This window comes from Chitinolyticbacter meiyuanensis (assembly GCF_008033135.1).
GTDB classification, from domain to species: domain Bacteria; phylum Pseudomonadota; class Gammaproteobacteria; order Burkholderiales; family Chitinibacteraceae; genus Chitinolyticbacter; species Chitinolyticbacter meiyuanensis.
On record NZ_CP041335.1, the window covers coordinates 2,959,317 to 2,984,467 of the forward strand.

Below are 25,151 nucleotides of genomic sequence, written 5' to 3' on the forward strand. Positions count from 1 at the left end.
GCGCCTCAAGGCGCCGGCTATGCTGAGCATCCTGTCCTTGTCAGGATGCCCGATGCGCGCCTTGCCATCACGCCAGCGCTGCACGACGGAATTCGCCCCCGGTGAGCAGGCGCTGACCAGTGCCGCCGCGTTGTTCGAGGCCTCATGGCGCGATTGCTGGCCCGCCCTGGGTACAGCCAACGATGGCTTGGCGGTGCGCGATGCCCTGCTGGCGGCCTACGCCGAGCCGCAGCGGCGCTACCATACCCGGCAGCATCTGGCCGAGTGCCTTGCGCTGCTGATGCGGTACCGCGATCTCGCGGCGGAGCCGGCTGAAGTGGAAATTGCGCTGTGGTTCCACGATGCGGTGTATGACGTGAAGGCCAGCGACAACGAGGCCCGCAGCGCGGACTGGGCAGCACTTGAACTGACCGCGGCCAGCGTGCAGCCGTCACGCATCGCGCGCGTGCGGGAACTGATCCTGACCACGCGGCACGACGCGGTGCCGCAGGGCGAGGACGCCCGATTGCTGGTCGACATCGATCTCGCCATCCTCGGCAGCTCGCCAGCCCGCTTTGCTGAGTACCAGGCGCAGATTCGCGCCGAGTACGCCTGGGTGCCGGGCCCCGTGTTCCGCAGCAAGCGCCGCGCCATCCTGCTGGCGCTGCTGGCGCGCACACCGCTTTATGCCACGCCAGCGCTGCATGACGAGTTCGAGATCCAAGCCCGCAGCAATCTGGCTGCCGCGACCCGACAGCGCAATTGGTGGCAACGACTGTTCCACCAGGATTGAACTCACCCAAGCTTGCTGCTGGCTTTCGCACACCCTGTATTACCCCCGTGTGCCGAACACAGCACGCTGAGACGTCGCGGTACGCTTTATTCCATAAAACACTGAAAAATACAGTTGGCACGCACTTTGCTCATATGAACGCATCCCTGCAGCAGGGACGCGCCGGCGCTGATCGCGCCGATAACCATACAAGGAGCAAGCGATGTCAGAGATTCTCAGCAATCCGCCCGCGGGTGTTTCGGTCCACCCGGTTGCCGGCCGTATCGGCGCCGAGATCCGTGGCATAAAGCTCGCGCCGGACCTGCCCCAGGCCACGCGTGATTTCATTCGCGCCGCCTGGCTCAAGTACAAGGTGCTGTTCTTCCGGGGCCAGGCCCATCTGGACGACGCAAGCCAGGAGCAGCTCGTCACCCTGTTCGGCGACCAAGCCGTGCAGCACCCGACGGCCCACACCAAGGAAGGCACGAGCTTCGTGCTGGAGCTCGATTCCAAGTACGGCGGTCGCGCCAACAGTTGGCATACGGACGTGACCTTCGTCGATGCCTATCCGCAGGCCTCGATCCTGCGCGGCGTGACCATCCCCGAGGCCGGTGGCGACACCGTGTGGGCCAACACCCACACCGCGTATACCGATCTTGCACCCGAGCTGCGCGAGCTGGCGGACAAGCTGTGGGCCGTGCACAGCAACGAATACGACTACGCGGCACGCAAGCCGCAGGCCGACCCGGAAGCGCTCAAGCGCTACCACGAGGTGTTCACCTCCACCGTCTACGAAACCGAGCACCCCGTGGTGCACGTGCACCCGGAAACCGGCGAGCGCCACCTGCTGCTGGGGCATTTCGTCAAACGCATCGTCGGCCTGCCCACCAATGACGGCCAGCATCTGTTCAACCTGCTGCAGGGCCATGTCACCCGCCTGGAGAACACCGTGCGCTGGCGCTGGCAGCCGGGCGACGTGGCGGTGTGGGACAACCGGGCCACGCAGCACTACGCGGTGGATGACTACGGCGACGCCCACCGCGTGGTGCGCCGCGTGACGGTGGACGGCACCGTGCCAGTCGCCCTCGACGGCCGCCGCAGCGTCACCCGCAGCAAGGTGGTGCGCAATGCGGCCGCCGCCAACGAAAACAAGGCCCCGGCAGACAGCGCCGCGGCCTGATGCATCCGGCTGGGCCGCCCACGTGGCGGCCTGGCGGATACCACGAAGCGCATCGCTTCATTTCTCCTCGTTCCTTTGTCTTTGTTGAGACTCCGGTGGTCCACGCCCGTGGGGGCGGGCTTGGTCCGCCGGCTTTTTTTGGACGCCTCATGATCCTGCGTACCCTTTGCCTGGCCAGCCTGCTGCTGGCCGTGCCGCCGGCCTTGGCCACCAAGGCGGCGACGCGGCCGAACATCCTGCTGATCGTCGCCGACGATCTCGGCTATTCCGATCTGGGTGCCTTCGGCGGCGAGATCCACACGCCCAATCTCGATCTGCTCGCCGCCGAAGGCCGGTTGCTGACGCAGTTCCACACCGCGGCCACCTGCTCGCCCACGCGCGCCGCGCTGATCTCCGGCGCCGATCATCACCCGGTTGGCCTCGCCACCATGGCCGGCATGCAGCAGGACAACCAGCGCGGCCAGCCCGGCTACGAGGGCTATCTGAACGAACGGGCGCTCTCCATTGCCCAGCTGCTGAAGGACGGCGGTTACCACACCTATATCGCCGGCAAGTGGCACCTGGGTGAAACCGATGCGCAAAGCCCGACCGCACGCGGCTTCGAGCGCGCGTTCACGTTGCTCGGCGGTGCCGGCAGCCACTTCGCGCCGGTGCCCGGCAAGGAACACGATTACGACCAGGTGAAATATCGAGAGAATGGCCGCCTCACCACCATCCCGCCCCACTTCTATTCGACCGATTTCTACACCGACAAGCTGTTGTCCTACTTCAAGGCCGATGTCGCCGACGGCAAGCCCTTCTTCGCCTTCGCCGCCTACACCACGCCGCACTGGCCGCTACAGGCACCAGCCGAATACCTGGAGCGTTATCGCGGCCGCTATGACGCCGGTTACGCGGCGGTCCGCGCGGCCCGCGTTGCCCGGCAACGGGCACTGGGCCTGATCCCCGCGGGCGTCGAGCCAGCACCACGGCTGCCCGCCACGCCGGACAATCCGGACTGGGAAGCGCTGACGCCGGAAACGCGCGCCAGCGAGGCGCGCAAGATGGAGGTCTACGCTGCCATGGTCGAGAACCTCGATGCCAACGTCGGCCGGCTGATCCGAGCGCTGAAGCAGGACGGCCGCTACGACAACACGCTGATCGTGTTCTTCGCCGACAACGGCGCCGAGGGCGCGCGCGGCCACAAGGATGGCCCGAACATCGACAACAGCCTTGCCAACTACGGCAAGCCGCTGTCCAACCTCTACTACGGCAAGCGCTGGGCCGAAGTCAGCGCCACGCCACACCGGCTGTGGAAAGGCCACGCCACCCAGGGTGGCGTGAACACCCCCGCCATCGTACGGCTGCCGGGCCAGCAGACAGGCAAGCCACTGTTTGGCCAGTTGGCCACCGTGCGCGATATCGCGCCGACGCTACTGCAGCTCGCCAGACTGCCCAATCCTGGCAGGCGCTATGCCGGCAAGGCGGTGGAACCGCTCTCCGGCGTGTCGCTGCTGTCAGCGCTGCAGCGGGATGACATCAAGGTCCGCCCGGAAGGGGCCATCGTCGCCGACGAGCTATTCGGTCGGCGCTATGTGCTGCAGGACCAATGGAAGCTGGTGTGGGAGGAGGCACCGTGGGGAGCAGGCCGCTGGGCGCTGTACGATCTGGCAACCGATCCAGCCGAACAGCACGACCTCGCGTTTGAACACCCTGCGCGGGTGGAAAGACTCACGGCGGCGTGGAACGACTATGCCCGACGCAACGGTGTGATCCTGCCAGCACGCCCCGGCATGGCAGGCCGCGAGTAGGGGCGACAGCGCAAGCCCGCGGGAAGATTAGTCCTGGTCGCACCTCGTGCCCCGCTGCAAGCGGGAGAGTCCGGTTGATTGCATTTCCGCATGTTCCGGCCCTTCTCAGCACCGTTGCGCGGCTCGCTCGCCATGTCAGGCGAGGCGGTCAGGAGCGATGCCAGCCTTGCTCGGCCACAGTGTCGAGATCGTGCAGAGCCGGTTCAGCGGCTTGCGGACACGGCGTGTCCTGCCACACCGTACTGCCGGCCTCGGTGCAGGCGTAGACCACGGACTCGTCGGCGCTGGCCGCAGCGGTCGTCGTATCCTCGGCACCGGTTTCCTCGTCTGGCACGGCCTGCTGTTGCGGCAGGGGCAACTCCCGGATACGCACGCTGGCCAGGTGCACCGGCTCCGGCACTACCGGGCCACCGGTCGATAGCGGGCGCGGGCGCAGCGTTTCCGGCGCACCGGCCTGTGCCAGCGCGGCGGCTGGGGCCTCCGGCTGCTGCCAGGCCGAAGCGGCAGCAAAACTGAAGGCCAGTGCGGCAACCAGGCCCCAGGCCGTTGCCGTGTACAGCAGATGGGTGGAACGCATGGCGGGACTCCTTCACAGGTACACGCTGCGCATTGTTCCTCTGCCCTGCACTGCGCCCTATCGGCCAGCACCACCGCATACCGTAGGACGAATGCCGACCGCATCGCCCGCCACCGCCGACACTGCAGGCGCATCAGCATTTTGCTGAAACAGGTGCTGATTTCTGCACAGACCCTACCCTCCGGCCCAGCAACGACGCCATCGGGCGCTGGTACGCACCTTGCTAACCCGGTCCCGTCCTCACCTGGAGCCATGCCATGGGCCACCCTGCCGAACTTTCCCCGCTCGATCTCGTGAACGGCCGCTACGGCCGCGACGAGCTCGCCTTGCTGCCTGATTTCAATGCCACGCTGGAAACGCTGTTGGCGCACCGCTCGGTGCGCGCCTTCACCAGCCAGCCGCTGCCGCCCGGCACGCTGGAGTTGCTGGTGGCCGCCGCGCAATCGGCGCCCAGCTCGTCCAACCTGCAGGTGTGGAGCGTGATCGCCATCGAAGACTCTGCACGCAAAGCGCGGCTGGCAGCACTGGCCAACAACCAGGCCCATATTGTCGAAGCGCCGTTGCTGCTGCTGTTCACCGCCGATCTGGCACGGCTCAAGCGCGTGGCCGGCCAGCGCGACGAGCAGATCGCCGGGCTCGACTACCTCGATACGCTGGTGATGGGCTTCATCGATGCCGCCCTCGCAGCGCAAAACGCCCTCGTCGCCGCCGAATCGCTGGGCCTCGGTACCGTCTACATCGGCGCGCTGCGCAACAAACCCGAGGCGGTGGCCGAAGAACTGGGCCTGCCAAAGCAGGTATTCCCGGCCTTCGGCCTCGTCGTCGGCCATCCCGACCCGGCGCGGCCTGCCTCGGTGAAACCACGACTGTCGCAACGCACGGTGCTGCACCGCGAGCAGTACTCCAACACCCAGCAGGACGAAGCCGTCGCCGACTACGACACGGTGATCCAGGCCTTCCAGGCCACGCAGCAGTTGCCGCAGCAGCCGTGGAGCCAGCAGGCTGTCGGCCGGCTGCGCGGCCCGGAAACGCTAGGCGGACGTGATCGCCTGGCCGAGGCACTGCGCAATCGCGGCTTCGTGTTCCAGTGAGGTCGCCATGCCCAGCCTGACCCTCGATACCCCCGAGCTCGCCCAGCAATACGATCAGGTGAGCGATCTGCAATACGAGCACGGCCAGTTCCTGCTGGCCGGGCTGCAGCTGAAACCGGGCAATGCCTTGCTCGATATCGGCTGCGGCACCGGCCGGCTGGCCGAGCTCGCCGCCCGCCATCATGTGGGCCAGAGCGGCCGCGTCGTCGGCGTCGACCCGCTGCCGCTGCGCATCGAGCTGGCTGCAGCACGCACCTTGCCGCAGCTGTCGTTCGCAGTGGCACGCGGCGAGGATCTATCGGCATTCGCGGACGGCAGTTTCGATGCCGTGCTGCTCAACAGCGTCTACCACTGGCTGCCCGACAAGGCCGCGGTGTTGAATGAGGCTTTTCGCGTGCTGCGCCCCGGTGGGCGCATCGCCATCAGCAGCGCCAGCCGCGAGCGCCCGCACGATATCCAGCGCATCCTCGCCAAGGTGCTGGCCGACGCGGGGCTCGGTCGCGGCCAGGTCGGCGGCAGCACCCCCTACCGCGTAACCCACGCGGAACTGGCCACGCAGCTGGAAACCGCAGGTTTCCTCGTCGACGAGATCCGGCTGCGCCGCTTTGCCGACCATTTCCCCAATGTCGAGGCCGTGCTCGCCTTCAGCAACGCCAGCTCCTTCGGCAATTTCCTCGGCGACTACCTGCCGGACGTGCGCGCCCGACTGCAGGCCGCGCTGCGCGGCACGCTGGAGGCCCTCGCCACGCCGAGCGGCGTGCTGCTGCATCGCAACCTGCATTTTGCGCTGGCCAGAAAGCCAGCCTGATCAAAACAAACCGTGGCACGCCGCCACGGCCCACCCCTCTGGAGCCCTCATGCCACATCAACTCTATATCGCCAACGGCGCCTGCTCGCTCGGCGCCCATGTCGTCGTGCGCGAACTCGGCCTGCCGGTCGAGATCGTCAAGGTCAAGACCCGCGTCGCCGATTCGCCCATCCACGCGGTCAATCCGCTCGGCCGCGTGCCGGCGCTGAAGCTGGAGGACGGCACCGTCATCACCGAGAACAGCGCCATCCTGCCATTCCTCGCCGACCTCGCCCCTGGCACACCGTTGTTCGCCCCGGCGGGCTCGGCCGAACGCGGGCTGATCCAGTCCTGGATTGGCTATTTCAGTGCCGAAGTGCATGCCGGCGGCTTTCGCGCGGTGAACCGGCCGGAGCGCTACAGCAACGATGAGGCTGCCTTCGACGGCATCCGCACCCAATCGCGCGCCACGCTGAAGCAGACCGTGGCCCATATCGATCGCCACTTGGCCGGCAAGGAATGGCTGGTGGGCAACCGCTTCACCATCGCCGATGCTTACCTCGGCGTATTCGTGCGCTGGATCGCCCGCTTCGGCACCGACTTCGCCGACCTCGAGCACCTGAACACCTTCCGCGAGCGCTACAACGCCCGTGCCAGCGTGCAGGCAGCGCTGGTGTTCGAGCAGCAGGAATAGGGGAAACAACCCATGGCGGCTGACCGGCTGGTCAGCCGCCGGGATCAGCGCCGGGAATAGGTGACGAAAGCGTAGGCGATGCCGTTGGCGGCAACGTGCGCATCGCGCGCAGTCTCGTGCCAGACGCTACGGTCCACCTCGGGGAAGGTGGCATCCCCCGCTGGCGCCAGATCCACCTCGGTCAGGTAGAGCGTATCGGCCAGTGGCAGCGCCAACCGGTAGAGCTCGCCCCCGCCAATGACGAAGGCCTGCTCGCCGGCAGCGGCAACGGCCGACTCCAAGCTGGAATAGGCTTCAGCGCCCGGTGCATGCCAGCCGGCATTGCGGCTGACCACCAGGTGGCGGCGGCCCGGCAGCAGGCCCGGCAACGATTCGAAAGTCTTGCGCCCCATGATCATCGGCGAACCCATGGTCAGCGCCTTGAAGTGCTTGAGGTCTTCCGGCAGATGCCAGGGCAGCATGTTATCGACACCGATGACGCCATTGCGGGCCACGGCCGAGATCAGCGCCAGCATGCTACTCCCCCGCCACCGTCATGCGTTCGATCAGGATGGAGCCGACCTGGCGGCTGCTGGACAGCAGCACATCGTCACCGATGCCGACGATCTGGCGGAACATGTCGCGCAGATTGCCAGCCACGGTGATCTCCTCCACCGGATGCTGGATCACGCCGTTCTCCACCCAAAAGCCGGCGGCACCGCGCGAGTAGTCGCCGGTCACCAGGTTGATGCCATGCCCCAATAGCTCCGTCACCAAGAGGCCGGTGCCGAGCTGCTGCAGCAATGCATCGAATGTGGCTGTCGGGGTGACGAACAGATTGTGCGGCCCGCCGGCATTGCCGGTGGTCGCCATGCCCAGTTTGCGTGCCGAATAGCTGGACAGAAAATAACCATGCTGCACGCCAGCGGTCACCAGCTCGCGGCGCTGGGTGGCCACGCCTTCGGCGTCGAAAGCGCCGCTGGCGAGGCCCTTCTTCACGAACGGGTCCTCGATGACGTTCACGCACGGCGCGAACACGGCCTGGCCCAGGCTGTCCTGCAGGAACGACGACTTGCGATACAGGCTGGAGCCGCTGATGGCGGAGACCCAGTGCGATAGCAAGGACGCCGCCACCGGTGCTTCGAACAGCACCGGATATTCGCCGGTCTTGACGCGCCGCGCGCCCAAGCGGCGTACCGCGCGTTCGCCAGCGCGGCGACCAACCGACTCCACCGACTCCAGCTCGGCCGGATCGCGCCGGGTGCTGTACCAGTAGTCACGCTGCATGCCGGCCTCGTCCTCGGCGATCACCGCCGCGGAGACGGAATAGCGGCTACCGGTACTGGCACCGGAAAAGCCCAGCGAGTTCGCGTAGACCCAGCGCGACGCGTGGGTATTGACGCTGCCACCTTCGGAATTGGTGATGCGGGTATCCACAGCGCGGGCGGCGTCCTCGCAACGCTGCGCCAGCACGATGGCTTCGTCCACCGGCAGCTCCCAGCCGTGGTGGAGATCGAGATCGGGGAAGGTGGTGGCGAGCAGCGCCGGATCAGGCAGGCCCGCGTAATCGTCGGCCGCCGTATAGCGGGCGATGGCGAGCGCGGCGCGCACGGTATCGACCAGCGCCTGCGTCGAGAAATCGGAAGTACTGGCGTGCCCCTTGGCCTGGCCGAGGTAGACGGTCACGCCCATTCCCTTGTCGCGGTTGTATTCGATGGTCTCGACTTCGCCGAGCCGTACGTTGACGTTCTGGCCCACCGATTCCGAGACTTCGACATCGGCCGCGCTCGCGCCCTCCGCACGGGCGGTGTCGAGCACCTGGGCGGCCATTTGCTGCAATTGCTGTTCGCTGTACGAGAAGGCGGACACGTTCAATCCTTGTATGGGAACCGGGCTTGGACCGTTTGGTATCATACTGGTTTTACCGACGCAGCCGCATACCATGAGCCAGCCCGAGCACGACGACGACATCGAGTACGTCAGCAAATCACAGATGAAGCGCGACATGACCGCGCTGCAGGATCTGGGCGAGGCGCTGATCCCCCTGGAGCCCAAGGTGCTGCAAACGCTGGACCTGCCCGAACGGCTCTACAACGCGCTGATCGAGGCCAAGCGCCTTAAGGCCAACGGCGCCATCGCCCGCCAGAAACAATACATCGGCAAGCTGATGCGTGACGTCGATCCCGCGCCCATCCAGGCGCTGCTCGACGCCCGCGCTGGTGTCTCCGATCGCCACAATGCGTGGCTGCATCAGCTGGAACGCGCCCGAGAAAGGTTGATCGGCGATGCCAAGACCGTGGAAGCGTTTGTCGAGCAGCATCCCGGTCTCGACATCCAGCGCCTGCGCCAGCTGATCCGCGCAGCACAGAAGGAGCGTGCCGACGCCGCTGCCGGCAAACAGGTACCGCCCAAGGCGTTCCGTGAGCTGTTCCAGCTGCTCAAGGAGATCATCCCCGAGCCGCCACTCGTACCGGATACAGAGGAAACCGACGACTGATGCCGCTGCCCGCCACGTTTGACGCACTGCTGTTCGACATGGACGGCACGCTGATCGATTCCACGCCCTGCGTCGAGCGCATCTGGCGCCAGTGGGGCGCGGAAGTCGAGATCGACGTCGAGGACCTGATGGCGCATATGCACGGCGTGCGCGGTGTGGACACGATCGCCCGCTTCGCCCCGCACCGCGATCTGCAGACTGAATTCGAGAAGCTGCTGCAGCGCGAGCTCACCGACCTTGATGGCACGGTCACCATCACTGGCATTCGCGAGCGCCTCGCTGAGCTTGGCCATGTACGCCACGCCATCGTGACCTCGGCCCCCAAAGTAATCGCCGAGACTAGGCTAGACTATTGCCGGCTCGCACTGCCACCAGTGCAGGTCTACGGCGAAGATGTAGCGCACGGCAAGCCCCATCCCGATCCCTACCAGCGCGGCGCCGCGCTGCTGGGCGTGGCCCCGGGCAACTGCCTGGCGTTCGAGGATGCGCCCAATGGCATCCGCTCGGCGAAGGCCGCCGGCATGACGGTGATCGCGCTCGCCACCTCGCACTCCCGCGACGAGCTGGCGGAAGCAGACGCGGTGATCGAAGACTGGCATGCGCTACGTTTCGTACCAGGTCCGGACGGGCGCGTACTTGTTGCATGGGAAGCCGCATGAGCGTGCTGCGCATCGGCCTTGTCGCCACCTCTGATCGCGCCAGCAGCGGCGTCTATGAAGACCAGGGTATCCCGGCATTGCAGGCGTGGCTGTCCCGCGCGCTGACCACGCCGTTCGAGGCTGTGGCCCGGCTGATTCCAGACGAGCGCGCGCAGATTGAAGCCACGCTGATCGACCTGATCGACAACCAGGGCTGCCAGCTGGTGCTGACCACCGGCGGCACCGGCCCGGCGCTGCGCGATGTCACCCCCGATGCGACGCTGGCCGTGGCCGATCGCGAGATGCCGGGCTTTGGTGAGCAGATGCGCCAGATCAGCCTGCATTTCGTACCCACTGCCATCCTCAGCCGCCAAGTGGGCGCTATTCGCGGCCGCGCGCTGATTCTCAACCTGCCCGGCCAGCCGCGCGCCATCGCCGAAACGCTGGAAGGCGTAAAGGACGCCAATGGCGGCAGCGTGGTGGCCGGCATCTTCGCTGCCGTACCCTACTGCATCCAGCTGTTGGACGGCCCCTACATCGAAACCGATCCCGCCGTGGTCAAGGCCTTCCGCCCCAAGTCGGCGATCCGCCCCCAGGAAAACCCATGAGCCAGACCGAACTGTTGCCTTGTGTCGAAATCGCCACCAGCACCGACCCCGTCGCCAGCGTGATCTGGCTGCACGGCCTTGGCGCCGACGGCAATGATTTCGCGCCGGTGGTGCCGGAACTCGGCCTGCCTGACGAACTGGCCGTGCGCTTCGTGTTTCCGCACGCGCCCTACATGCCGATCAGTTGCAACAACGGCTATGTGATGCGCGCGTGGTACGACATCCTGTACTTCGACGACATTGACCGCCATGCCGATGAAAACGGCGTGCGCCAATCGGTCGACCTGGTCCGCGCCCTGATTGCGAGGGAAAACGAGCGTGGTATCCCTACCAGCCGCATCGTCCTGGCCGGTTTCTCCCAAGGCGGCGCCATTGCCTACACTGCGGGCTTGACCCATCCAGATGCGTTCGCCGGCATCGTTGCCCTGTCAACCTACCTGCCAGCGCCGCAGCTGTTGGGCAATGCCGAGAAGCTGCCGAACGCAGCCACATCGATCTTCGCCGCCCACGGCAACGCGGATCCAGTCGTGCCGTTCGCTCTCGGACAACAGGCAGCCGAGCAGGTAGCACGCTTTGGTAACCCGGTGGAGTGGCACAGCTATCCGATGCAGCACTCGGTGTGCCTGCCGGAAATCCAGCATATTGGCGCCTTCCTGAGGCGTGTGCTGGCTTGAGCCCTAACAACAACAGCGCCTGATGGCGCTGTTGTTGTTAGGGCATTCACCCATTTATCGCATCACTTGCAGCGTCGCCCAGATCCAGTCCACGCCTTTTTCCATTACTGCATTCACGCCAACGGTAAAACTGCGATCGCGAGCCTGGACCTTGTACAAGCGGTCGCTGGCGTAGTCAGCCGCCGCCAGGATCAGTGTATTGACATTGGAGCCATCGCTGTTGCGATAAGGCAGGTAGAGTGCAAGCTTGCTGGTGTGCAGCTCGGCGCCGTCGAATTCGGAATACTCGGTGACCGTCATCGGTTCGGGCTTGCCACCCTGCACTTCGATATTCACGGCAACCGGGGTGTTGGATAGCGACTGAATACCGGCATACACCTCGTCGGAGCCACGGCGCTCCAGCCGGCGCACCATGCACACGTGCCAGTTTTCAGCGCTGGCGAGTTTCACGCCCAGCACCACGCCAGGGCGGATCCACTGGTTTTCCGAATAACGCAGGATCGCGCCAAAGCCGCCGTCCGACTCGTTCTCGATCAGCCACGTCTGCGCTTCGGGCAGCTTGGGGGCGAAGGCCTGACCGATCGGCGCCTGCGCCAGCTTGGATCGGGTCCGCGCCGACACGAAGCCGTATAGCCGCATGTCCATCAACTCGTCATAGTCGACCTGGGTACGGGTCTCGACCGGCTGACGGGTGTATTTTTCATTGTCGGCCCGCACGCGCTGGCAGATGGCATCGAGGCCATGCACGATCTCGGCGGTTTTCTGCACGCGGTGACGCGCGCTGCGTTGTACCTGCGCATTGCGGATCGACATGGTCCAGAACACGTCGAGGTGCTTGAGGAGCTCCAGCGCCGTCGGCGCGCGGCACTCGTTGCCGAGGCCCAGCTCGGCAGGCGCGGCACCAGCCTCCAGCTTTTTCAGTATGTCCTGCACCTCGTGCAGCAGATCGAACAGGCTCCAGTAACGGAATGGCTCACCCTGCGACTCGGGCTGGATCTTTTGCGGACCCTGCGCCTGCTGCAGATTCACGCAGTAATGATCGCGTTCTTCCTGATGCCGGCGATTGAGCTGCACCAGCTTGGACCAGTGATCGAGCCATTGGTCCACCCATTCGAGTTGGCGTACTGACAGATTGTTGGCCGAGACCGTCGCCAACATCAGCAGCTGGATGTATTCGTCGGCACAAGACGTGATCAGCCGATCGCGACCCTGGTAGAGCGGGAATGGATTGCTGTCGAAGCCCTCGACCTCGGACAGGCGATAGAAACGGTGTGCCAGGGTCCACAATTTGCCGGGCACCTTCTCGAAGCGGAAGTAGTGCCATTTGGCCTGGATCGCGATGTAGTGCAGGCTGCGTGCCAGCACCAGCGGCATGTGCTCCGAGAAGCCAGCAGTGCGATAGATTTCATCGCCTTCGTGCTCGATGAAGCGCTGGTAGCTGTCGATCAGCCGCTGCGAATAGCCAACGATGTCCTTCCACAACCCCTGCTCCATGTCCTTGGCCATGCGTGGGTTGGTGACGTACTGGTAGCACATCGCATCGAACGCGGTCTGCGCGGCGTTGTCGACGATGACGAGAGCCTGCAGGGTATCGAAATCGGGTTTGCGCGGCTGTTCGAGGTATTTGCCGATGGCTTCGTTGACCCGGTCGAGCTGGGTTTTCGGGTCCAGATCCTCGATACGCTTACACCAGACCTGAGCAGTCTTGGCGTTGAGCAGCGGCGATTTCTCGCGCGCAAGCAGGCTGAAAAGGTCGCGCATTGTTCTCTTTCTTATATCGAAGCCGGTGCCTTGGTGTCCGTGCCTTCCTGTGACAGCCAGTCCCGTGCCGCATCCACACTCGAAAATAACTCGATCTCGGCATCGGAAAGCAGCTGGTTCAGCCAGGCGGACCACGCCACCCACTGATCGTCGGATATCACCGCCACCCGTCCGAAATCCTGCTTGTGTTCGCGGGTGAATCGCACTTCCTCGACCGCCATGTCGAGGGTGTAGCTTATCATCTCCGTCAGATCGAATAACAGATTGGCATGTCCGCGGAAGCGTATTTCATACACTACGTTCTCCTCGAATTCGCGGAAGTCGGCCACGGTGAACTCGCCGATCACGGCGACGTGGACGTAGTTCTGCTCATGACTGATGCTGATCATGACCACCTCCATGCAAACAGGGCTTGCTTGTCAGCATAGCTCGTCAGGGCGAGGCCGGGACAGCGGCAATGCTACCCTTCGTCAGGCTTCAGAGGCGTTGTAGGTCGATCAGCAGTTGGCGAGTATGCAGGGGCTGGCTACCCACGAGACTACCCACGAGCTGGCGCATCAGTGCCTTGGACTGAATCAACGCTGCATCGCTCGGTGCATCAGCGAGCTCGAGCAGTGCCTGCCCATCGATCTGGTCGCCCGGCATCAGCCCGTGACCAGAAACGAAGCCATAGCGCTGGCCGGCTTCGATGGGCTCGCCGGTCGCGGTTCGCCGCCAGTCGGGCGCGTAGCCGAGCTCGCCGAGCAAGGCGAGCTCGAAGCGACGCAGCATGGGTTCGATCGCCTGGCCCGCTTCGCGAGGCAATGACGACAGCGCACGGATTGCGTCGAAATAGGCGGTAAACAGCACGGGGTGCGCTGTATCGCGTGGCAACAGCTTGAGCAACAACTCGTTCAGGTAGAAGCCGCAAAGCAAGGATTGGCCGGCCAGCTGGGGGATGCCGCCCTGCCATTCGGCGGCATGCAGTGTGCGCACCTCGCCACCACCAAACCAGGACAGCAGCAGCGGCTGGAAACCCAGCAACACTGCGCGTGCCTGCGACCCGGGCCGCTGCGCACCGCGGGCAACGATGGAGAGCCGGCCATGATCACGTGAGAAGACGTCGAGCAGTCGGCTAGTTTCCCGCCAGGCATGCTGGTGCAGCACGAAAGCCGGCTGGATGTCGACCCGCGGCGTGTCGGCACTGGCCTTGCGGCGCGGCTTTCTGGCAGCGGCCATGCGTGGCTTATTCGAAGCCCTGCTGGCGCAGCACCCGGGTATCGTCTGCCCAGCCGCTCTTCACCTTGACCCAGACTTCGAGGTAGACCTTGGCATCGAACAGCTTTTCCATGTCGAGTCGCGCCTCGGTGCTGATGCGCTTGAGCTTCTCACCGTTCTTGCCGATCAGGATGGCCTTCTGGCTGTCGCGGTCGACCAGCACTGCGGCAAAGATACGGCGCAGCTCGCTGCCATCCTTGGTTTCCTCTTCATCGAACTTCTCGATTTCCACCGTCATCGCGTAAGGCAATTCTTCGCCCAGCAGGCGGAAGATCTTTTCGCGCACGATCTCGGCGGCAAGGAAACGCTCGTTGCGGTCGGTGACCTGGTCTTCGGCGTACAACGGCACCGACTCGGGCAGCAGAGGCTGCACGGCGGAGAGCAGCACGTCGAGTTTCTGCGCCTTCTGTGCCGATACGGGCACGATGGCAGTGAAGTCACGCTGTGCCGACACGCGTTCGATGTAAGGCAGCAAAGCAGCCTTGTCGGCCAGTGTATCGACCTTGTTGATGACGAGCAGCACGGGACGATCCGGCGGCAACAGCTTGAGCACCGCTTCATCCTCGGCACCGAAACGCCCTGCCTCGACCACGAACAGGATCACGTCGACATCGGCCAGCGTCGTCGTGACGTTGCGATTCATCGCCAGGTTCAACGCGTTGCGATGGCGGGTCTGGAAGCCGGGGGTATCGACGAAGACAAACTGGGCCTCGTCGTTGGTCAACACTCCGGTGATCCGATGCCGCGTAGTCTGGGCCTTGCGCGACGTGATGCTCAGCTTGAGGCCGATCAGGTGGTTGAGCAGCGTCGACTTGCCGACATTGGGCCGGCCCACGATGGCAATGAAGCCACAGCGATAGCCATCGCGCCCGACGATTTCTTCAGACATGGAACTTCCTTTGCTCCGGGATCAAAAGCGCTTGGCCTTGCCCGGGTAACGATCTTTCAGTGTGCCGAGCGCCTCGGCAGCCGCCGCTTGCTCGGCCACGCGCCGGCTCGGACCGGTGGCGCGGGTCTCGACCCCAAGTGCCTCGATCTGGCACCCCACTTCGAACATCTGGTTGGGCGAATCACCCTCCTGCCGCAGCACCGCATATTGCGGCAAAGCCACGCGGCGCGCCTGCAGCCACTCCTGCAACGCGGTCTTCGCGTCCTTGAGCGCACGCTCGGGATCGATCCCGGCAATACGCGGCAGGAACAGCCGCTCGACCACTGCTTGCGCCGCCTCGAAACCGCCATCGAACCAGACCGCGCCGAAGATCGCCTCCAATGCATCAGCCAGGATGGAAGGGCGACGATGCCCACCGCTCTTGAGTTCGCCTTCGCCGAGGTAAAGATAGTCGCCCAACGCCAGGCCGGTTGCGATCTCGGCCAGCGAGTCCTGACAGACGAGACTCGCGCGCAGGCGGGACAGCTCCCCTTCGCTCAACTGGGGAAATGCGAGATACAGCACCTTGGCGACGACGGCATTGAGCACGCTGTCGCCGACAAACTCGAGGCGCTCGTTATGAGTAGCGGAATGGCTGCGATGCGTCAGCGCTTGGCGCGCCAGCTTGGTATCGGCAAAAGCATAACCGAGCGCCTGCATCAGGCGCTCGGCTGGGAGGATGACACTCACTCGACGCTGGAACCCGAGGAGCCTTCGGCCTCGAAATCGAGCAGCAGGCTGATATTGGCAAACAGCGGAATCACTTTCTCGTACCCCACGCTGACCGTGGTCTTGCCACCGGCCTGCTGGATGATGAGATCGGCTGGCTTGACCGAGGTGATATAACCGATGGTGGCTTGACGTGTGAACGCCTCGCGGATCGCCGCCTGGTTGCCACCTGGATTTTCCTGGGCAACAGCCTTCAGCGCCTTCTTGACGCCGAAATATTCGACATAGGCTGGAACCACCTTGAACCCGGTGATCGCGACCAGTGCCACCACTATGGCGATGATGATGAAGCCGACGAACGACAAGCCCTTCTGACCACGCATTTTGATCTCCCCTCGCCGCTCAGCGGATCACGGTGCCGATGCGGCCCAGCTGTTTGTAGTTGAACCAGACGAAGAAGGCACGACCAACCACGTACTTGTCCGGCACGAAGCCCCAGTAGCGGCTGTCCGCGCTATGGTCGCGGTTGTCGCCCATCATGAAGTAGTGGCCTTCCGGCACCTTGCAGACAAAGCCGCTGTCATCATACTGGCAGTTTTCGCGGTACTGGTAGTTGCCCACCTGCTCGGCACGGATCCATGGCTGGTCGGGCACCACGAAGGTATCGTAGCGTTTGTCCTCCACCTCCTCGCGTACGCGCAGCACGTCCACCCGGGTGAACTCCTCGGCGTATTCGTCGGGGCCAACTACATCGGCAGTTACCAGCTTGCCGTTCACCGTCAGTTTCTTGTCGCGGTATTCGATGGTGTCGCCTGGCAGGCCGACCACGCGCTTGATGTAGTTGATTGCCGGGTTTTCCGGATAGTTGAACACCATCACGTCGCCGTGTTGCGGCTGACCGACCGGGATCATCACGGTGTTGAGGATCGGGGTGCGCACGCCGTAGGCGTATTTGTTCACCAGGATGAAATCGCCGACGACGAGGCCAGGCCGCATCGACGACGACGGGATCTGGTAGGGCTCCACCAGGAAGGAGCGCAGCAGGAACACCACCAGGATCACCGGAAAGAAACCACGGCCATACTCGACCCAGTCGCTCGGCCGCGCGCCTTGGCGCTTCCTGGCGAGCACGAACTTGTCGGCAGCCCAGATCACGCCGGTGACCAGCACAAAGATCAGCATCGCCGCTGCGATCGAGAAGAAGTTCACCAGCAGGATGAACACGCCGACGATCACGGCAAGGTAGCCGTACTGCACCAGCTGCGGCGGCTCGTCGCCCTTGCGTTCATGCTTGGCGCCGATCACCGAGAGGATGACGCCGGCGACGGCAAGCACGGCACCGATCAGTAACCAGTTCATGCGGGTTTCCCTGTTGTGGTTATTTGTCGCTGACTTGCAGGATGGCGAGGAAGGCCTCCTGCGGGATTTCGACGTTGCCGACCTGCTTCATCCGCTTCTTGCCGGCTTTCTGCTTTTCCAACAGCTTCTTCTTGCGGGTGATATCGCCGCCATAGCACTTGGCCAGCACGTCCTTGCGCATGGCCTTGACGTTCTCACGGGCAATGATGGTGCTGCCGATCGCGGCCTGCACCGCCACTTCGTACATCTGGCGCGGAATCAGTTCACGCATCTTGGACACCAGCTCACGACCGCGATAGACGCTGGTCGAGCGGTGGATGATCAAGGACAGCGCGTCGACCTTCTCGCCATTGACCAGCACGTCGACCTTGACGAGGTCGGCGGCCTGGAATTCCTTGAACTCGTAATCGAGCGAGGCATAGCCGCGCGACACCGATTTGAGTTTGTCAAAGAAATCCATCACCACTTCGGCCATCGGCATGTCGTAGGTCAGCATCACCTGCCGGCCCATGTACTGCATATTGCGTTGGGCGCCGCGCTTCTGGTTGCACAGCGTCATCACCGCGCCGACATAATCCTGCGGCACCAGGATGGTCGCGGTGATGATGGGCTCGCGGATTTCCTCGTACTTGCCGGGCTCCGGCAGTTTGGAGGGGTTCTCGATATGCGTGACTTCGCCGCCCTTCATCACCAACTCGTAGACCACGGTCGGCGCCGTGGTGATGAGGTCCATGTCGAACTCGCGCTCGAGCCGTTCCTGCACGATCTCGAGATGCAACAAGCCCAGGAAGCCGCAACGGAAGCCGAAGCCCAACGCTTGCGACACTTCGGGCTCGAACTGCAGCGCGGCATCGTTGAGCTTGAGCTTGGTCAGCGAATCGCGCAGTGCCTCGTAGTCGTGGCTTTCCACCGGATAGAGGCCAGCAAACACCTGCGACTTCACTTCCTTGAAGCCGGGCAACGGCTCACTGGCCGGCGTCTTGGCGAGCGTAATCGTGTCGCCAACCTTGGCGCTCGCCAGCTCCTTGATGCCGGCGATGATGAAGCCCACTTCGCCGGCGCGCAGCACGTCGCGCTGCAGCGATTTGGGCGTGAACACCCCCACCTGCTCGCAGAGGTGCTGTGCCTTGGTCGCCATGAACTGGATCTTGTCCTTGGGACGGATCTCGCCGTCGACCACGCGCACCAGCATCACCACGCCGACATAGTTGTCGAACCAGGAGTCGACGATCAGTGCCTTCAGCGGGCCATCGGGATTGCCACTGGGCGGCGGAATCTTGCTGACGACTTCCTCGAGGATGTCCTCGATGCCGATGCCGCTCTTGGCCGAGGCCCGCACGGCGTCGGTGGCCTCGATGCCGATGATTTCCTCGATTTCCTGCGCCACGCGCTCGGGCTCGGCAGCCGGCAGGTCGATCTTGTTGAGCACCGGTCGTACTTCGACGCCCAGTTCGATGGCGGTGTAGCAATTGGCCACCGTCTGCGCCTCGACGCCTTGCGAAGCATCGACCACCAGCAACGCACCTTCGCAGGCGGACAGCGAGCGGCTGACTTCGTAGCTGAAGTCGACGTGGCCCGGGGTGTCGATCAGGTTGAGGTTGTAGATCTGGCCATCGCGCGCCTTGTACTGCAGCGCGGCGGTCTGCGCCTTGATGGTGATGCCGCGTTCCTTCTCGATATCCATCGAGTCGAGCACCTGCGCGCTCATTTCACGCAGCTCCAGCCCGCCGCAGTACTGGATGAAACGGTCGGCCAGCGTGCTCTTGCCGTGGTCGATGTGGGCGATGATGGAGAAATTGCGGATGTGCTTCATGGAACGGGACAGTGGCTCAGTAAAAAGGGCACGCAACGCGTGCCCTTGCTGCTTTCGATTAGTGCGCGATTCTAGCGGAATTTCGCCAGCCGTTCACCCAGCGCAGCAAAGTCCAGGTGGTAATGGCAGATTTCCACGTCGTCCGGATCGGCCAGCACCGGCACCAGCTCGTCGTAGCGCGCCTCCAGCACCGGATCATCGTCCACATCGATCCAGCGCGTGGCAAAGCCCTGCTCGCTGCCCAGCAGCGCCAGCTGGTCACGCATGGTCAGGCAAAGGCCGCAGTATTCGCGGCCGTACAGCGTCAGCGTGATCACTTGTCCGGCGCCTTCAGCGAAATGAACAGCGAACTGCCCTGGCGCAGTACCCGCAGGGCCAGCGACTGGCCGGGCTTCAAAGCGTCGAGCGACTTCTTCAGCTGCGGCGAATTCGTCAGTTCTTCGCCACCGATGCCGACGATCACGTCGCCCTGCATCAGTCCAGCGCGTCCGGCAGCACCGCTGGCGCCGACCACGCCGAGACCGAATTTCACGCCCAGTTCCTTGAGCTGACGCGGGTTCAGTTCGCGCACCGACAAGCCGAAGCGGTTGCTGTCTTCCTTCTGGCCACCGCGATACTCGCGGCCGGCGCTGGCACGGTCCGCCTGATCCATCTCGCCCACGGTCACGCTGAGCTCACGTGCGGCCTTGTCGCGCCAAACGGTCACCTTGGCGGCGGCGCCCGGTCTGGCATCGGTCACCAGCCGCGGCAGATCGCCACTGGTGGTCACGGCCTGACCATTGAACTTCTGGATGATGTCGCCCGGCTTGATGCCTGCCTTGTCGGCCGGGCCATCCTTCTCGGTCGAGGACACCAGCGCGCCACCCGCCTTGGGCAGGCCGAAACTCTTCGCGAGCTCCTCGTTCACTTCCTGGATCACCACGCCGATCTTGCCACGCGATACCTTGCCATGCGCCTTGAGCTGGTCCGATACCTTGAGCGCCACGTCGATCGGGATCGAGAAAGATAGACCCATGAAGCCGCCGGAACGGCTGTAGATCTGCGAATTGATACCGACCACCTCTCCCTTCATGTTGAACAGCGGGCCACCCGAATTGCCGGGGTTGATCGCCACGTCGGTCTGGATGAAGGGTACGTAGGCTTCGTCGGGCAGGCTGCGGCCCTTGGCCGAAACAATGCCCGCCGTCACAGTGTTGTCGAGGCCGAATGGTGAGCCGATCGCCACCACCCACTCGCCCACCTTCAGCTGCTCGGTGTTGCCCAGATCAACCTTGGGCAGATTGGTCGCCTCGATCTTCAGCAGCGCCACGTCGGTGCGGGCGTCCGAGCCAACCACCGTGGCCTTGAACTCGCGCTTGTCGTTGAGCTTGACCTTGATCTCGTCGGCATCGGCGATCACGTGGGCATTGGTCAGCACGTAGCCGCTGCCATCGATGATGAAGCCCGAACCGAGCGACTGGGTCTGGCGCTCGCGCGGGCCTTGCGGGCCCATCGGCGGGATGGGGAAACCGAAGCGGCGGAACAGGTTGAGGGTATCGTCATCGAGCCCCCCCATTTCCGCCGCCTCTTCACGCACGGTGCCAGTGGTCGAGATATTGACCACAGCGCGGCCTTCCTTCTCGACGAGCTGGGTGAAATCGGGGAGCGCCACGGCAGGCGCGGCTTGGGCAACGGTGGTGGCCAACGCCAGGACACCGGTCAACAAACTCACTTTGATCGACATAGGCTTCATGGTTGTGGTTGGACGGAAAAGGAAGGGATCAAGGTGCCGCGTCATCATCCGTCGACGCTGCAGGCAAAACTCGGGGAAACGACGCGGGGGGGCGGCGCCACGTAAGGCTGGCCAACAGCATGGACAGCACTGCGCCACCCACTGCAGCCCACGGCTGCCAAGCTGCAGGCGCCAGATACTCGCCTATTGCAGCACCGGCGATCAGCGCCAGTGTCGGCAGTCCGTAGGCCTGCCAGCCGGCGCGCCAGAGTGTGCCTTCGGGAATGGCGACTTCGACAGCCTGGCCAATCTGGCACAGTGCCGCGCCCTCGACCCGGAACAGTCGATCCGGCCGGGCAAACGCGCGCGATAGCGCCATGGCGCGGCAGCCGGTCTGTGGATCGCAGTTACCGCAGGGGTTGTGCGGCTTGATCGCAACCAGCGCCGCATCGCCCTCGCGGGTGCGCACCTGCGCTTCGGTCACGATCCAGCCTGCCATCATTCGTCCTCGTCGGCAGGCAGGTCACGCGGCACGTAGGCGTTGCTTAGCATCTGCACCGTCTCGCCGGGCACTTCGCCGACCACGGTGAGGATGGACTGGCCGATCGGCCGGCTGAACACGCTGACGCCACCCTGCTGCTGCAGCACGGGTTGCTGCAGCGGCTTGGTCATCGGCTCGATGAACACGGAAACCGTGACGAGGCCGTCGCTATAAAGATGATGCGTCACCGGGCGGCTCTTGCCCCACAAGCTGCGCTTGGCCTTCACCAATCGGAAACCGGCGGGAATCGCCTTCACGTCCCAATCAGGGTCACGCAGCTTCAGCGCGTCGCCATCGCCGTTCTCGATCGGCATGGCGCGCAGCGGATGATTGGGCTTGAGCATGCGCCGATCGATAGGACCGCCAATCTGCACCTGAGAGAAGGCAAACAGTTCCACCAGTTGCTTGCGCTCGTTCACCATCATCGACTTGAGCATCAGCCCGCTTTCCGGATGGATCCAGTAGCGGTGCGGATAACGGAAACGGTCACGCGGCTCGAATTCGTAGATGTCAGCCGGCACCCCAGCCACGCGGGCGCTGCCGATACGGCGGATCTGGTAGCCGGCGAGCACCTGCGATGGTTGCTCCGGCCATTGTCGCGGGAACATCTTGGACATCAGCCGGCGATCGAGTGCGGGCGGATATGCATCATCCGGCAGGAACAGCCCGACCTTGTCACCCTCGCGCAGCATTTCCAGCGGCGGACCATCCAGCGTCTCGCGGCGTTCGACATCCTTGCTGCCATCAGCCAGATGCACGACACGCACCGTCTCGAAACGGTCGCCGAACTGGTGGACATAGACACCGTGATAACTGGTGGTGCGCGGTGCGTTCGCCACCTTCTGCACCAGTTGCCCAGCCTCATTGGCATTGAGCGGAGCGGATGGATCGGCGGCGAGCAGCGAGACACTGGTCAGCAGCGCGGCGCCGGCCAGCGAGCAGGCTTGAGCAATTCTCATCAGTGGCTTTGCGGGGCGGTATCGTAGGAAGCTTGCATGAACTCGCGGCCCTCGAAGGTACCGACCGAGTCGTGGCGGTGGGCGGCGACATAATCCTGCATCCGCACCACATCAAAGTCGCCCTCGGCGCTCGCCATGGTGGCGGCAGCCGGCGCGGCCTGCGAATTGGCCCGATAGGCGCCGTAATACGCCTGCCAGCCGACTACGCTGACAAAGGCGACCGAGGCGGCAGCCGACAGCGGGACCAGCGCGCGCTTGAGCAGCGAGCGGCGTTTTTTCGGCACCAGCACGATGGGTTCCGCGGCGAGGCGCTCCGAGAAGCGCTTCATGAAATCGGGGGACAGCAGCGGGTGGGACTGCATCGCATCGCCGACCAGATGCCACTCCTGCCAGTCGCCCCGCAGATCGGGGTCGGCGGCAAGCCGCGACAGCACGGCCGCGCTGTCATGCGCGTCCAGCTCGTTGTCGATCAAGGCAGACAACTGCTCTTTCATGGTGGGTAACCCTCTTATCGTTCCGGTCTACCAGCGCCGGTCTTTGCCGACCGAGTCGAGCAAAGGCTTCAATTTTGCCGAAATCGCCTCGCGTGCGCGAAAGATTCGTGAACGCACCGTGCCGATCGGACAATTCATGACGCCTGCGATCTCTTCGTACGACAGTCCCTCCATTTCGCGCAATGTGATCGCAGTACGCAATTCGTCGGGCAAGGTTTCGACGACCTCGTTGACGGTTCTGACAATCTCGCGGTTGGCAAGTTCAGATTCAGGCGTAGTGTGGTCCGGCACCTGGGACGAGGGATCGAGCACGTCGCCCTCTTCGTCCTCGAAGTCAGCCAAAAGTTGCGGACGCCGGCCCAGCGAGGCGAGGTAATTTTTGGCAGTGTTGATCGCGATGCGATACAGCCAGGTATAGAAGGCTGATTCGCCGCGAAACGACGGCAATGCCCGATAGGCCTTGATGAAGGCCTCCTGGGTAACATCCTCGATTTCCGCTGGATCGCGGATCAGGCGGGACAACAGCCGCGCAATACGGCGCTGGTACTTGGCCACCAGCAGCTCGAAGGCACGCTTGTCCCCTGCCTGGGCGCGGGAGACCAACTCCTGGTCAATCTCCCGGTCGGTGCGTTTCTCCAAAGCGTCGCTCCGTTACTCGGCCCGTGCGACACGGGCTCTCTTATCGTCGTTCTTGCGAAAATGGGGTGGTACACCGCGAATTGCAAGTGCGTCGCCGGCCGCGACCCCGCAGCCGACGGACGCTCTGTTATATTCGCTTGCCTTCGCCTTCACCAGTGAATATGAACACGCCATGCAGCAATTCGATGTCCTGATCATCGGCAGCGGTCTCGGTGGCATGACCATCGCCCTGCATCTTGCGGACCGGCTCCGCGTGGGTCTTGTCACCAAGCGCCAGCTGCGCGACGGCGGCAGCGGCTGGGCCCAAGGCGGCATCGCCGCGGTGCTCGACGGCCAGGACAGCATCGAGCTGCATATCAAGGACACCTTCGTCGCCGGCGCCGGCCTATGCGACCCCGCGGCCACCCGCTACATCGTCGAACACTCGAAAGATGCCATCGACTGGCTGATCGCCATGGGAGTTCCGTTCACCCGTGATGACAGCGGCGAAACCAGCTATCAGGGCTATCACCTCACCCGTGAAGGCGGTCACAGCCACCGCCGCATCATCCACGCGGCCGACGCCACCGGCGCCGCGGTGATCGATACGCTGGCACTCAAGGTGGCCGCACACCCCAACATCACGGTGCTGGAAAACCACATCGCACTCGACCTGATCACCGATCGCAAGCTCGGCCGCGACGGTGAGCGGGCCTGGGGCGCCTATGTCTACGACATCGACGCCGACCGGGTGGAGACGGTGCTCGCCGGTCACACGGTGCTCGCCACTGGCGGCGCCGGCAAGGTCTATCTCTATACCAGCAATCCGGATGTCGCCACTGGCGACGGCATCGCCATGGGCTGGCGTGCCGGCTGCCGGGTCTCGAACATGGAGTTCATCCAGTTCCACCCGACCTGCCTCTACCATCCGGATGCCAAGTCCTTCCTGATCACCGAGGCGGTACGTGGCGAGGGCGGCATCCTGCGCCTGCCCGACGGTACCCGCTTCATGCCGCAGCACGACGAGCGCGCCGAGCTGGCGCCGCGCGACGTGGTCGCCCGCGCCATCGACTTCGAGATGAAGAAAGGCGGTTATGACTGCGTCTATCTCGACATCAGCTATAAGCCCGCCGCCTTCGTGCGCGAGCACTTCCCCACCATCCACCAGCGCTGCCTGGAGCTCGGCATCGACATCACCAAGGAGCCGATCCCGGTGGTGCCAGCCGCGCACTACACCTGCGGCGGCCTGGTGGTGGACCTCAAAGGCCGCACCGATGTAGCCGGACTCTACGGCGTTGGCGAAGTGGCCTGCACTGGGCTGCACGGCGCCAACCGGCTGGCCAGCAATTCGCTGCTCGAATGCATGGTGCTGGGCAAGGCCACAGCCGAGGACATCCTCGCGGCTACGCCAGTCGCTCTGCCCGCGGTGCCCGAATGGGATGAAAGCCAGGTCACCGACCCGGACGAGGAAGTAGTGATCTCGCACAACTGGGACGAACTGCGCCGCTTCATGTGGGACTACGTCGGCATCGTGCGGACCAACAAACGGCTGGAGCGTGCCCTGCACCGCATCACGCTGCTGCAGGGCGAGATCGACGAGTACTACAGCAACTTCCGCGTCGCCAACGACTTGATCGAACTGCGCAACCTCGTCACCACCGCCGAGCTGATCGTGCGCTGCGCGCTGGCCCGCAAGGAAAGCCGCGGCCTGCACTACAGCCGCGACTACCCGGGCATCCTGCAGCAGGCAGTACCGACCGTGCTTGCCCCCTGAG

The 25,151-nt window shown here is 64.2% G+C and carries 28 protein-coding genes; 11 read left to right on the forward strand and 17 right to left on the reverse strand.

What is annotated here, in order from left to right:
• Positions 1 to 52 precede the first annotated feature (52 nt).
• From FLM21_RS14040 to FLM21_RS14050, 3 genes are all read left to right on the forward strand, one after another.
• Positions 53 to 772, forward strand: a complete 720-nt coding sequence (locus FLM21_RS14040) for an HD domain-containing protein (RefSeq protein WP_222846704.1) — start codon at positions 53 to 55, stop codon at positions 770 to 772.
• Between the two features lie 202 nt (positions 773 to 974).
• The gene (locus FLM21_RS14045; RefSeq protein WP_148716168.1) at positions 975 to 1,931 is read left to right on the forward strand and encodes a TauD/TfdA dioxygenase family protein; all 957 of its coding nucleotides are present in this window, start codon (positions 975 to 977) and stop codon (positions 1,929 to 1,931) included.
• Positions 1,932 to 2,080: 149 nt separating this feature from the next.
• Entirely contained in the window at positions 2,081 to 3,721 is a 1,641-nt protein-coding gene (locus FLM21_RS14050; RefSeq protein WP_148716169.1) for an arylsulfatase, read from the forward strand.
• Positions 3,722 to 3,869: 148 nt separating this feature from the next.
• Here FLM21_RS14050 and FLM21_RS14055 read toward each other — a convergent pair whose 3' ends face one another.
• Positions 3,870 to 4,298 carry a hypothetical protein gene (locus FLM21_RS14055; RefSeq protein ID WP_148716170.1) on the reverse strand — a complete coding sequence of 143 codons (429 nt, stop codon included), beginning with the start codon at positions 4,296 to 4,298 and terminating at the stop codon, positions 3,870 to 3,872.
• 257 nt (positions 4,299 to 4,555) lie between these two features.
• Here FLM21_RS14055 and FLM21_RS14060 point away from each other — a divergent pair, with 257 nt between their 5' ends.
• Genes FLM21_RS14060 through FLM21_RS14070 form a run of 3 tightly spaced genes read left to right on the forward strand, consistent with a single transcriptional unit; the run spans position 4,556 to position 6,870 of the window.
• Positions 4,556 to 5,389 carry an NADPH-dependent oxidoreductase gene (locus tag FLM21_RS14060; protein ID WP_148716171.1) on the forward strand — a complete coding sequence of 278 codons (834 nt, stop codon included), beginning with the start codon at positions 4,556 to 4,558 and terminating at the stop codon, positions 5,387 to 5,389.
• Positions 5,390 to 5,396: 7 nt separating this feature from the next.
• Positions 5,397 to 6,197, forward strand: coding sequence for a class I SAM-dependent methyltransferase (locus tag FLM21_RS14065; protein WP_148716172.1), 801 nt, complete (start codon positions 5,397 to 5,399; stop codon positions 6,195 to 6,197).
• A 49-nt stretch (positions 6,198 to 6,246) separates the two neighbouring features.
• The gene (locus FLM21_RS14070; protein WP_148716173.1) at positions 6,247 to 6,870 is read left to right on the forward strand and encodes a glutathione S-transferase N-terminal domain-containing protein; all 624 of its coding nucleotides are present in this window, start codon (positions 6,247 to 6,249) and stop codon (positions 6,868 to 6,870) included.
• A 44-nt stretch (positions 6,871 to 6,914) separates the two neighbouring features.
• On the opposite strand, the gene FLM21_RS14075 is transcribed toward FLM21_RS14070, so the two are convergent.
• Both FLM21_RS14075 and pmbA read right to left on the reverse strand, forming a co-directional pair.
• On the reverse strand, positions 6,915 to 7,385 hold the full coding sequence (locus FLM21_RS14075; RefSeq protein ID WP_148716174.1) for a dihydrofolate reductase: 471 nt from the start codon (positions 7,383 to 7,385) through the stop codon (positions 6,915 to 6,917).
• 1 nt (position 7,386) lies between these two features.
• Positions 7,387 to 8,763 carry a metalloprotease PmbA gene (gene pmbA, locus FLM21_RS14080; RefSeq protein WP_187359908.1) on the reverse strand — a complete coding sequence of 459 codons (1,377 nt, stop codon included), beginning with the start codon at positions 8,761 to 8,763 and terminating at the stop codon, positions 7,387 to 7,389.
• A gap of 28 nt (positions 8,764 to 8,791) precedes the next feature.
• On the opposite strand from pmbA, the gene yjgA reads away from it, so the two are divergent.
• Genes yjgA through FLM21_RS14100 form a run of 4 tightly spaced genes read left to right on the forward strand, consistent with a single transcriptional unit; the run spans position 8,792 to position 11,266 of the window.
• Positions 8,792 to 9,346 (forward strand): ribosome biogenesis factor YjgA, encoded by a 555-nt coding sequence (gene yjgA, locus FLM21_RS14085; protein ID WP_148716176.1) that lies wholly within the window; start codon positions 8,792 to 8,794, stop codon positions 9,344 to 9,346.
• A complete protein-coding gene (locus FLM21_RS14090; protein WP_148716177.1) occupies positions 9,346 to 10,005 on the forward strand; it encodes an HAD family hydrolase in 660 nt (219 codons plus the stop codon). Before yjgA ends, FLM21_RS14090 begins: the two co-directional genes overlap by 1 nt.
• Positions 10,002 to 10,592, forward strand: coding sequence for a molybdopterin adenylyltransferase (gene mog / locus FLM21_RS14095; RefSeq protein ID WP_148716178.1), 591 nt, complete (start codon positions 10,002 to 10,004; stop codon positions 10,590 to 10,592). Before FLM21_RS14090 ends, mog begins: the two co-directional genes overlap by 4 nt.
• The gene (locus FLM21_RS14100; RefSeq protein ID WP_148716179.1) at positions 10,589 to 11,266 is read left to right on the forward strand and encodes an alpha/beta hydrolase; all 678 of its coding nucleotides are present in this window, start codon (positions 10,589 to 10,591) and stop codon (positions 11,264 to 11,266) included. The genes mog and FLM21_RS14100 overlap by 4 nt, the downstream gene beginning before the upstream one ends.
• A gap of 54 nt (positions 11,267 to 11,320) precedes the next feature.
• Here FLM21_RS14100 and FLM21_RS14105 read toward each other — a convergent pair whose 3' ends face one another.
• From FLM21_RS14105 to rpoE, 14 genes are all read right to left on the reverse strand, one after another.
• Positions 11,321 to 13,027, reverse strand: coding sequence for a cyclic-di-GMP receptor FimW-related protein (locus FLM21_RS14105; protein ID WP_148716180.1), 1,707 nt, complete (start codon positions 13,025 to 13,027; stop codon positions 11,321 to 11,323).
• Between the two features lie 11 nt (positions 13,028 to 13,038).
• Entirely contained in the window at positions 13,039 to 13,416 is a 378-nt protein-coding gene (locus tag FLM21_RS14110) for a SpoIIAA family protein (RefSeq protein WP_148716181.1), read from the reverse strand.
• An 88-nt stretch (positions 13,417 to 13,504) separates the two neighbouring features.
• Positions 13,505 to 14,245 (reverse strand): DNA repair protein RecO, encoded by a 741-nt coding sequence (gene recO / locus FLM21_RS14115; RefSeq protein ID WP_148716182.1) that lies wholly within the window; start codon positions 14,243 to 14,245, stop codon positions 13,505 to 13,507.
• 7 nt (positions 14,246 to 14,252) lie between these two features.
• The gene (era, locus tag FLM21_RS14120; protein ID WP_148716183.1) at positions 14,253 to 15,173 is read right to left on the reverse strand and encodes a GTPase Era; all 921 of its coding nucleotides are present in this window, start codon (positions 15,171 to 15,173) and stop codon (positions 14,253 to 14,255) included.
• Positions 15,174 to 15,194: 21 nt separating this feature from the next.
• Positions 15,195 to 15,872: a ribonuclease III gene (gene rnc, locus FLM21_RS14125; RefSeq protein ID WP_148717560.1), complete on the reverse strand. Its 678-nt coding sequence runs from the start codon at positions 15,870 to 15,872 to the stop codon at positions 15,195 to 15,197.
• A gap of 26 nt (positions 15,873 to 15,898) precedes the next feature.
• Positions 15,899 to 16,264 (reverse strand): DUF4845 domain-containing protein, encoded by a 366-nt coding sequence (locus tag FLM21_RS14130; RefSeq protein ID WP_148716184.1) that lies wholly within the window; start codon positions 16,262 to 16,264, stop codon positions 15,899 to 15,901.
• 19 nt (positions 16,265 to 16,283) lie between these two features.
• Positions 16,284 to 17,240 (reverse strand): signal peptidase I, encoded by a 957-nt coding sequence (lepB, locus tag FLM21_RS14135; protein WP_148716185.1) that lies wholly within the window; start codon positions 17,238 to 17,240, stop codon positions 16,284 to 16,286.
• A gap of 19 nt (positions 17,241 to 17,259) precedes the next feature.
• Positions 17,260 to 19,053 (reverse strand): translation elongation factor 4, encoded by a 1,794-nt coding sequence (gene lepA, locus FLM21_RS14140; protein ID WP_148716186.1) that lies wholly within the window; start codon positions 19,051 to 19,053, stop codon positions 17,260 to 17,262.
• A gap of 71 nt (positions 19,054 to 19,124) precedes the next feature.
• Positions 19,125 to 19,367, reverse strand: a complete 243-nt coding sequence (locus tag FLM21_RS14145) for a glutaredoxin family protein (RefSeq protein WP_148717561.1) — start codon at positions 19,365 to 19,367, stop codon at positions 19,125 to 19,127.
• The gene (locus FLM21_RS14150) at positions 19,367 to 20,776 is read right to left on the reverse strand and encodes a DegQ family serine endoprotease (protein WP_148716187.1); all 1,410 of its coding nucleotides are present in this window, start codon (positions 20,774 to 20,776) and stop codon (positions 19,367 to 19,369) included. Before FLM21_RS14150 ends, FLM21_RS14145 begins: the two co-directional genes overlap by 1 nt.
• A gap of 37 nt (positions 20,777 to 20,813) precedes the next feature.
• Positions 20,814 to 21,266: a SoxR reducing system RseC family protein gene (locus FLM21_RS14155; protein ID WP_148716188.1), complete on the reverse strand. Its 453-nt coding sequence runs from the start codon at positions 21,264 to 21,266 to the stop codon at positions 20,814 to 20,816.
• Positions 21,263 to 22,264, reverse strand: coding sequence for a MucB/RseB C-terminal domain-containing protein (locus tag FLM21_RS14160; protein ID WP_148716189.1), 1,002 nt, complete (start codon positions 22,262 to 22,264; stop codon positions 21,263 to 21,265). The genes FLM21_RS14155 and FLM21_RS14160 overlap by 4 nt, the downstream gene beginning before the upstream one ends.
• Positions 22,264 to 22,758 (reverse strand): sigma-E factor negative regulatory protein, encoded by a 495-nt coding sequence (locus FLM21_RS14165; protein ID WP_148716190.1) that lies wholly within the window; start codon positions 22,756 to 22,758, stop codon positions 22,264 to 22,266. Before FLM21_RS14165 ends, FLM21_RS14160 begins: the two co-directional genes overlap by 1 nt.
• A 27-nt stretch (positions 22,759 to 22,785) precedes the next feature.
• Positions 22,786 to 23,397 (reverse strand): RNA polymerase sigma factor RpoE, encoded by a 612-nt coding sequence (gene rpoE, locus FLM21_RS14170; RefSeq protein WP_148716191.1) that lies wholly within the window; start codon positions 23,395 to 23,397, stop codon positions 22,786 to 22,788.
• A gap of 172 nt (positions 23,398 to 23,569) precedes the next feature.
• Here rpoE and nadB point away from each other — a divergent pair, with 172 nt between their 5' ends.
• Positions 23,570 to 25,150: an L-aspartate oxidase gene (gene nadB / locus FLM21_RS14175; protein WP_148716192.1), complete on the forward strand. Its 1,581-nt coding sequence runs from the start codon at positions 23,570 to 23,572 to the stop codon at positions 25,148 to 25,150.
• Position 25,151 lies beyond the last annotated feature (1 nt).

Excerpts from the sequence above, each read along its gene's own strand:
- FLM21_RS14040 (WP_222846704.1), top strand. The coding sequence starts at position 53 with ATGCGCGCCTTGCCATCACGCCAGCGCTGCACGACGGAATTCGCCCCC.
- FLM21_RS14045 (WP_148716168.1), top strand. The coding sequence starts at position 975 with ATGTCAGAGATTCTCAGCAATCCGCCCGCGGGTGTTTCGGTCCACCCG.
- FLM21_RS14050 (WP_148716169.1), top strand. The coding sequence starts at position 2,081 with ATGATCCTGCGTACCCTTTGCCTGGCCAGCCTGCTGCTGGCCGTGCCG.
- FLM21_RS14055 (WP_148716170.1), bottom strand. The coding sequence starts at position 4,298 with ATGCGTTCCACCCATCTGCTGTACACGGCAACGGCCTGGGGCCTGGTT.
- FLM21_RS14060 (WP_148716171.1), top strand. The coding sequence starts at position 4,556 with ATGGGCCACCCTGCCGAACTTTCCCCGCTCGATCTCGTGAACGGCCGC.
- FLM21_RS14065 (WP_148716172.1), top strand. The coding sequence starts at position 5,397 with ATGCCCAGCCTGACCCTCGATACCCCCGAGCTCGCCCAGCAATACGAT.
- FLM21_RS14070 (WP_148716173.1), top strand. The coding sequence starts at position 6,247 with ATGCCACATCAACTCTATATCGCCAACGGCGCCTGCTCGCTCGGCGCC.
- FLM21_RS14075 (WP_148716174.1), bottom strand. The coding sequence starts at position 7,385 with ATGCTGGCGCTGATCTCGGCCGTGGCCCGCAATGGCGTCATCGGTGTC.
- pmbA (WP_187359908.1), bottom strand. The coding sequence starts at position 8,763 with ATGATACCAAACGGTCCAAGCCCGGTTCCCATACAAGGATTGAACGTG.
- yjgA (WP_148716176.1), top strand. The coding sequence starts at position 8,792 with ATGAGCCAGCCCGAGCACGACGACGACATCGAGTACGTCAGCAAATCA.
- FLM21_RS14090 (WP_148716177.1), top strand. The coding sequence starts at position 9,346 with ATGCCGCTGCCCGCCACGTTTGACGCACTGCTGTTCGACATGGACGGC.
- mog (WP_148716178.1), top strand. The coding sequence starts at position 10,002 with ATGAGCGTGCTGCGCATCGGCCTTGTCGCCACCTCTGATCGCGCCAGC.
- FLM21_RS14100 (WP_148716179.1), top strand. The coding sequence starts at position 10,589 with ATGAGCCAGACCGAACTGTTGCCTTGTGTCGAAATCGCCACCAGCACC.
- FLM21_RS14105 (WP_148716180.1), bottom strand. The coding sequence starts at position 13,027 with ATGCGCGACCTTTTCAGCCTGCTTGCGCGCGAGAAATCGCCGCTGCTC.
- FLM21_RS14110 (WP_148716181.1), bottom strand. The coding sequence starts at position 13,416 with ATGATCAGCATCAGTCATGAGCAGAACTACGTCCACGTCGCCGTGATC.
- recO (WP_148716182.1), bottom strand. The coding sequence starts at position 14,245 with ATGGCCGCTGCCAGAAAGCCGCGCCGCAAGGCCAGTGCCGACACGCCG.
- era (WP_148716183.1), bottom strand. The coding sequence starts at position 15,173 with ATGTCTGAAGAAATCGTCGGGCGCGATGGCTATCGCTGTGGCTTCATT.
- rnc (WP_148717560.1), bottom strand. The coding sequence starts at position 15,872 with ATGCAGGCGCTCGGTTATGCTTTTGCCGATACCAAGCTGGCGCGCCAA.
- FLM21_RS14130 (WP_148716184.1), bottom strand. The coding sequence starts at position 16,264 with ATGCGTGGTCAGAAGGGCTTGTCGTTCGTCGGCTTCATCATCATCGCC.
- lepB (WP_148716185.1), bottom strand. The coding sequence starts at position 17,240 with ATGAACTGGTTACTGATCGGTGCCGTGCTTGCCGTCGCCGGCGTCATC.
- lepA (WP_148716186.1), bottom strand. The coding sequence starts at position 19,053 with ATGAAGCACATCCGCAATTTCTCCATCATCGCCCACATCGACCACGGC.
- FLM21_RS14150 (WP_148716187.1), bottom strand. The coding sequence starts at position 20,776 with ATGTCGATCAAAGTGAGTTTGTTGACCGGTGTCCTGGCGTTGGCCACC.
- FLM21_RS14155 (WP_148716188.1), bottom strand. The coding sequence starts at position 21,266 with ATGATGGCAGGCTGGATCGTGACCGAAGCGCAGGTGCGCACCCGCGAG.
- FLM21_RS14160 (WP_148716189.1), bottom strand. The coding sequence starts at position 22,264 with ATGAGAATTGCTCAAGCCTGCTCGCTGGCCGGCGCCGCGCTGCTGACC.
- FLM21_RS14165 (WP_148716190.1), bottom strand. The coding sequence starts at position 22,758 with ATGAAAGAGCAGTTGTCTGCCTTGATCGACAACGAGCTGGACGCGCAT.
- nadB (WP_148716192.1), top strand. The coding sequence starts at position 23,570 with ATGCAGCAATTCGATGTCCTGATCATCGGCAGCGGTCTCGGTGGCATG.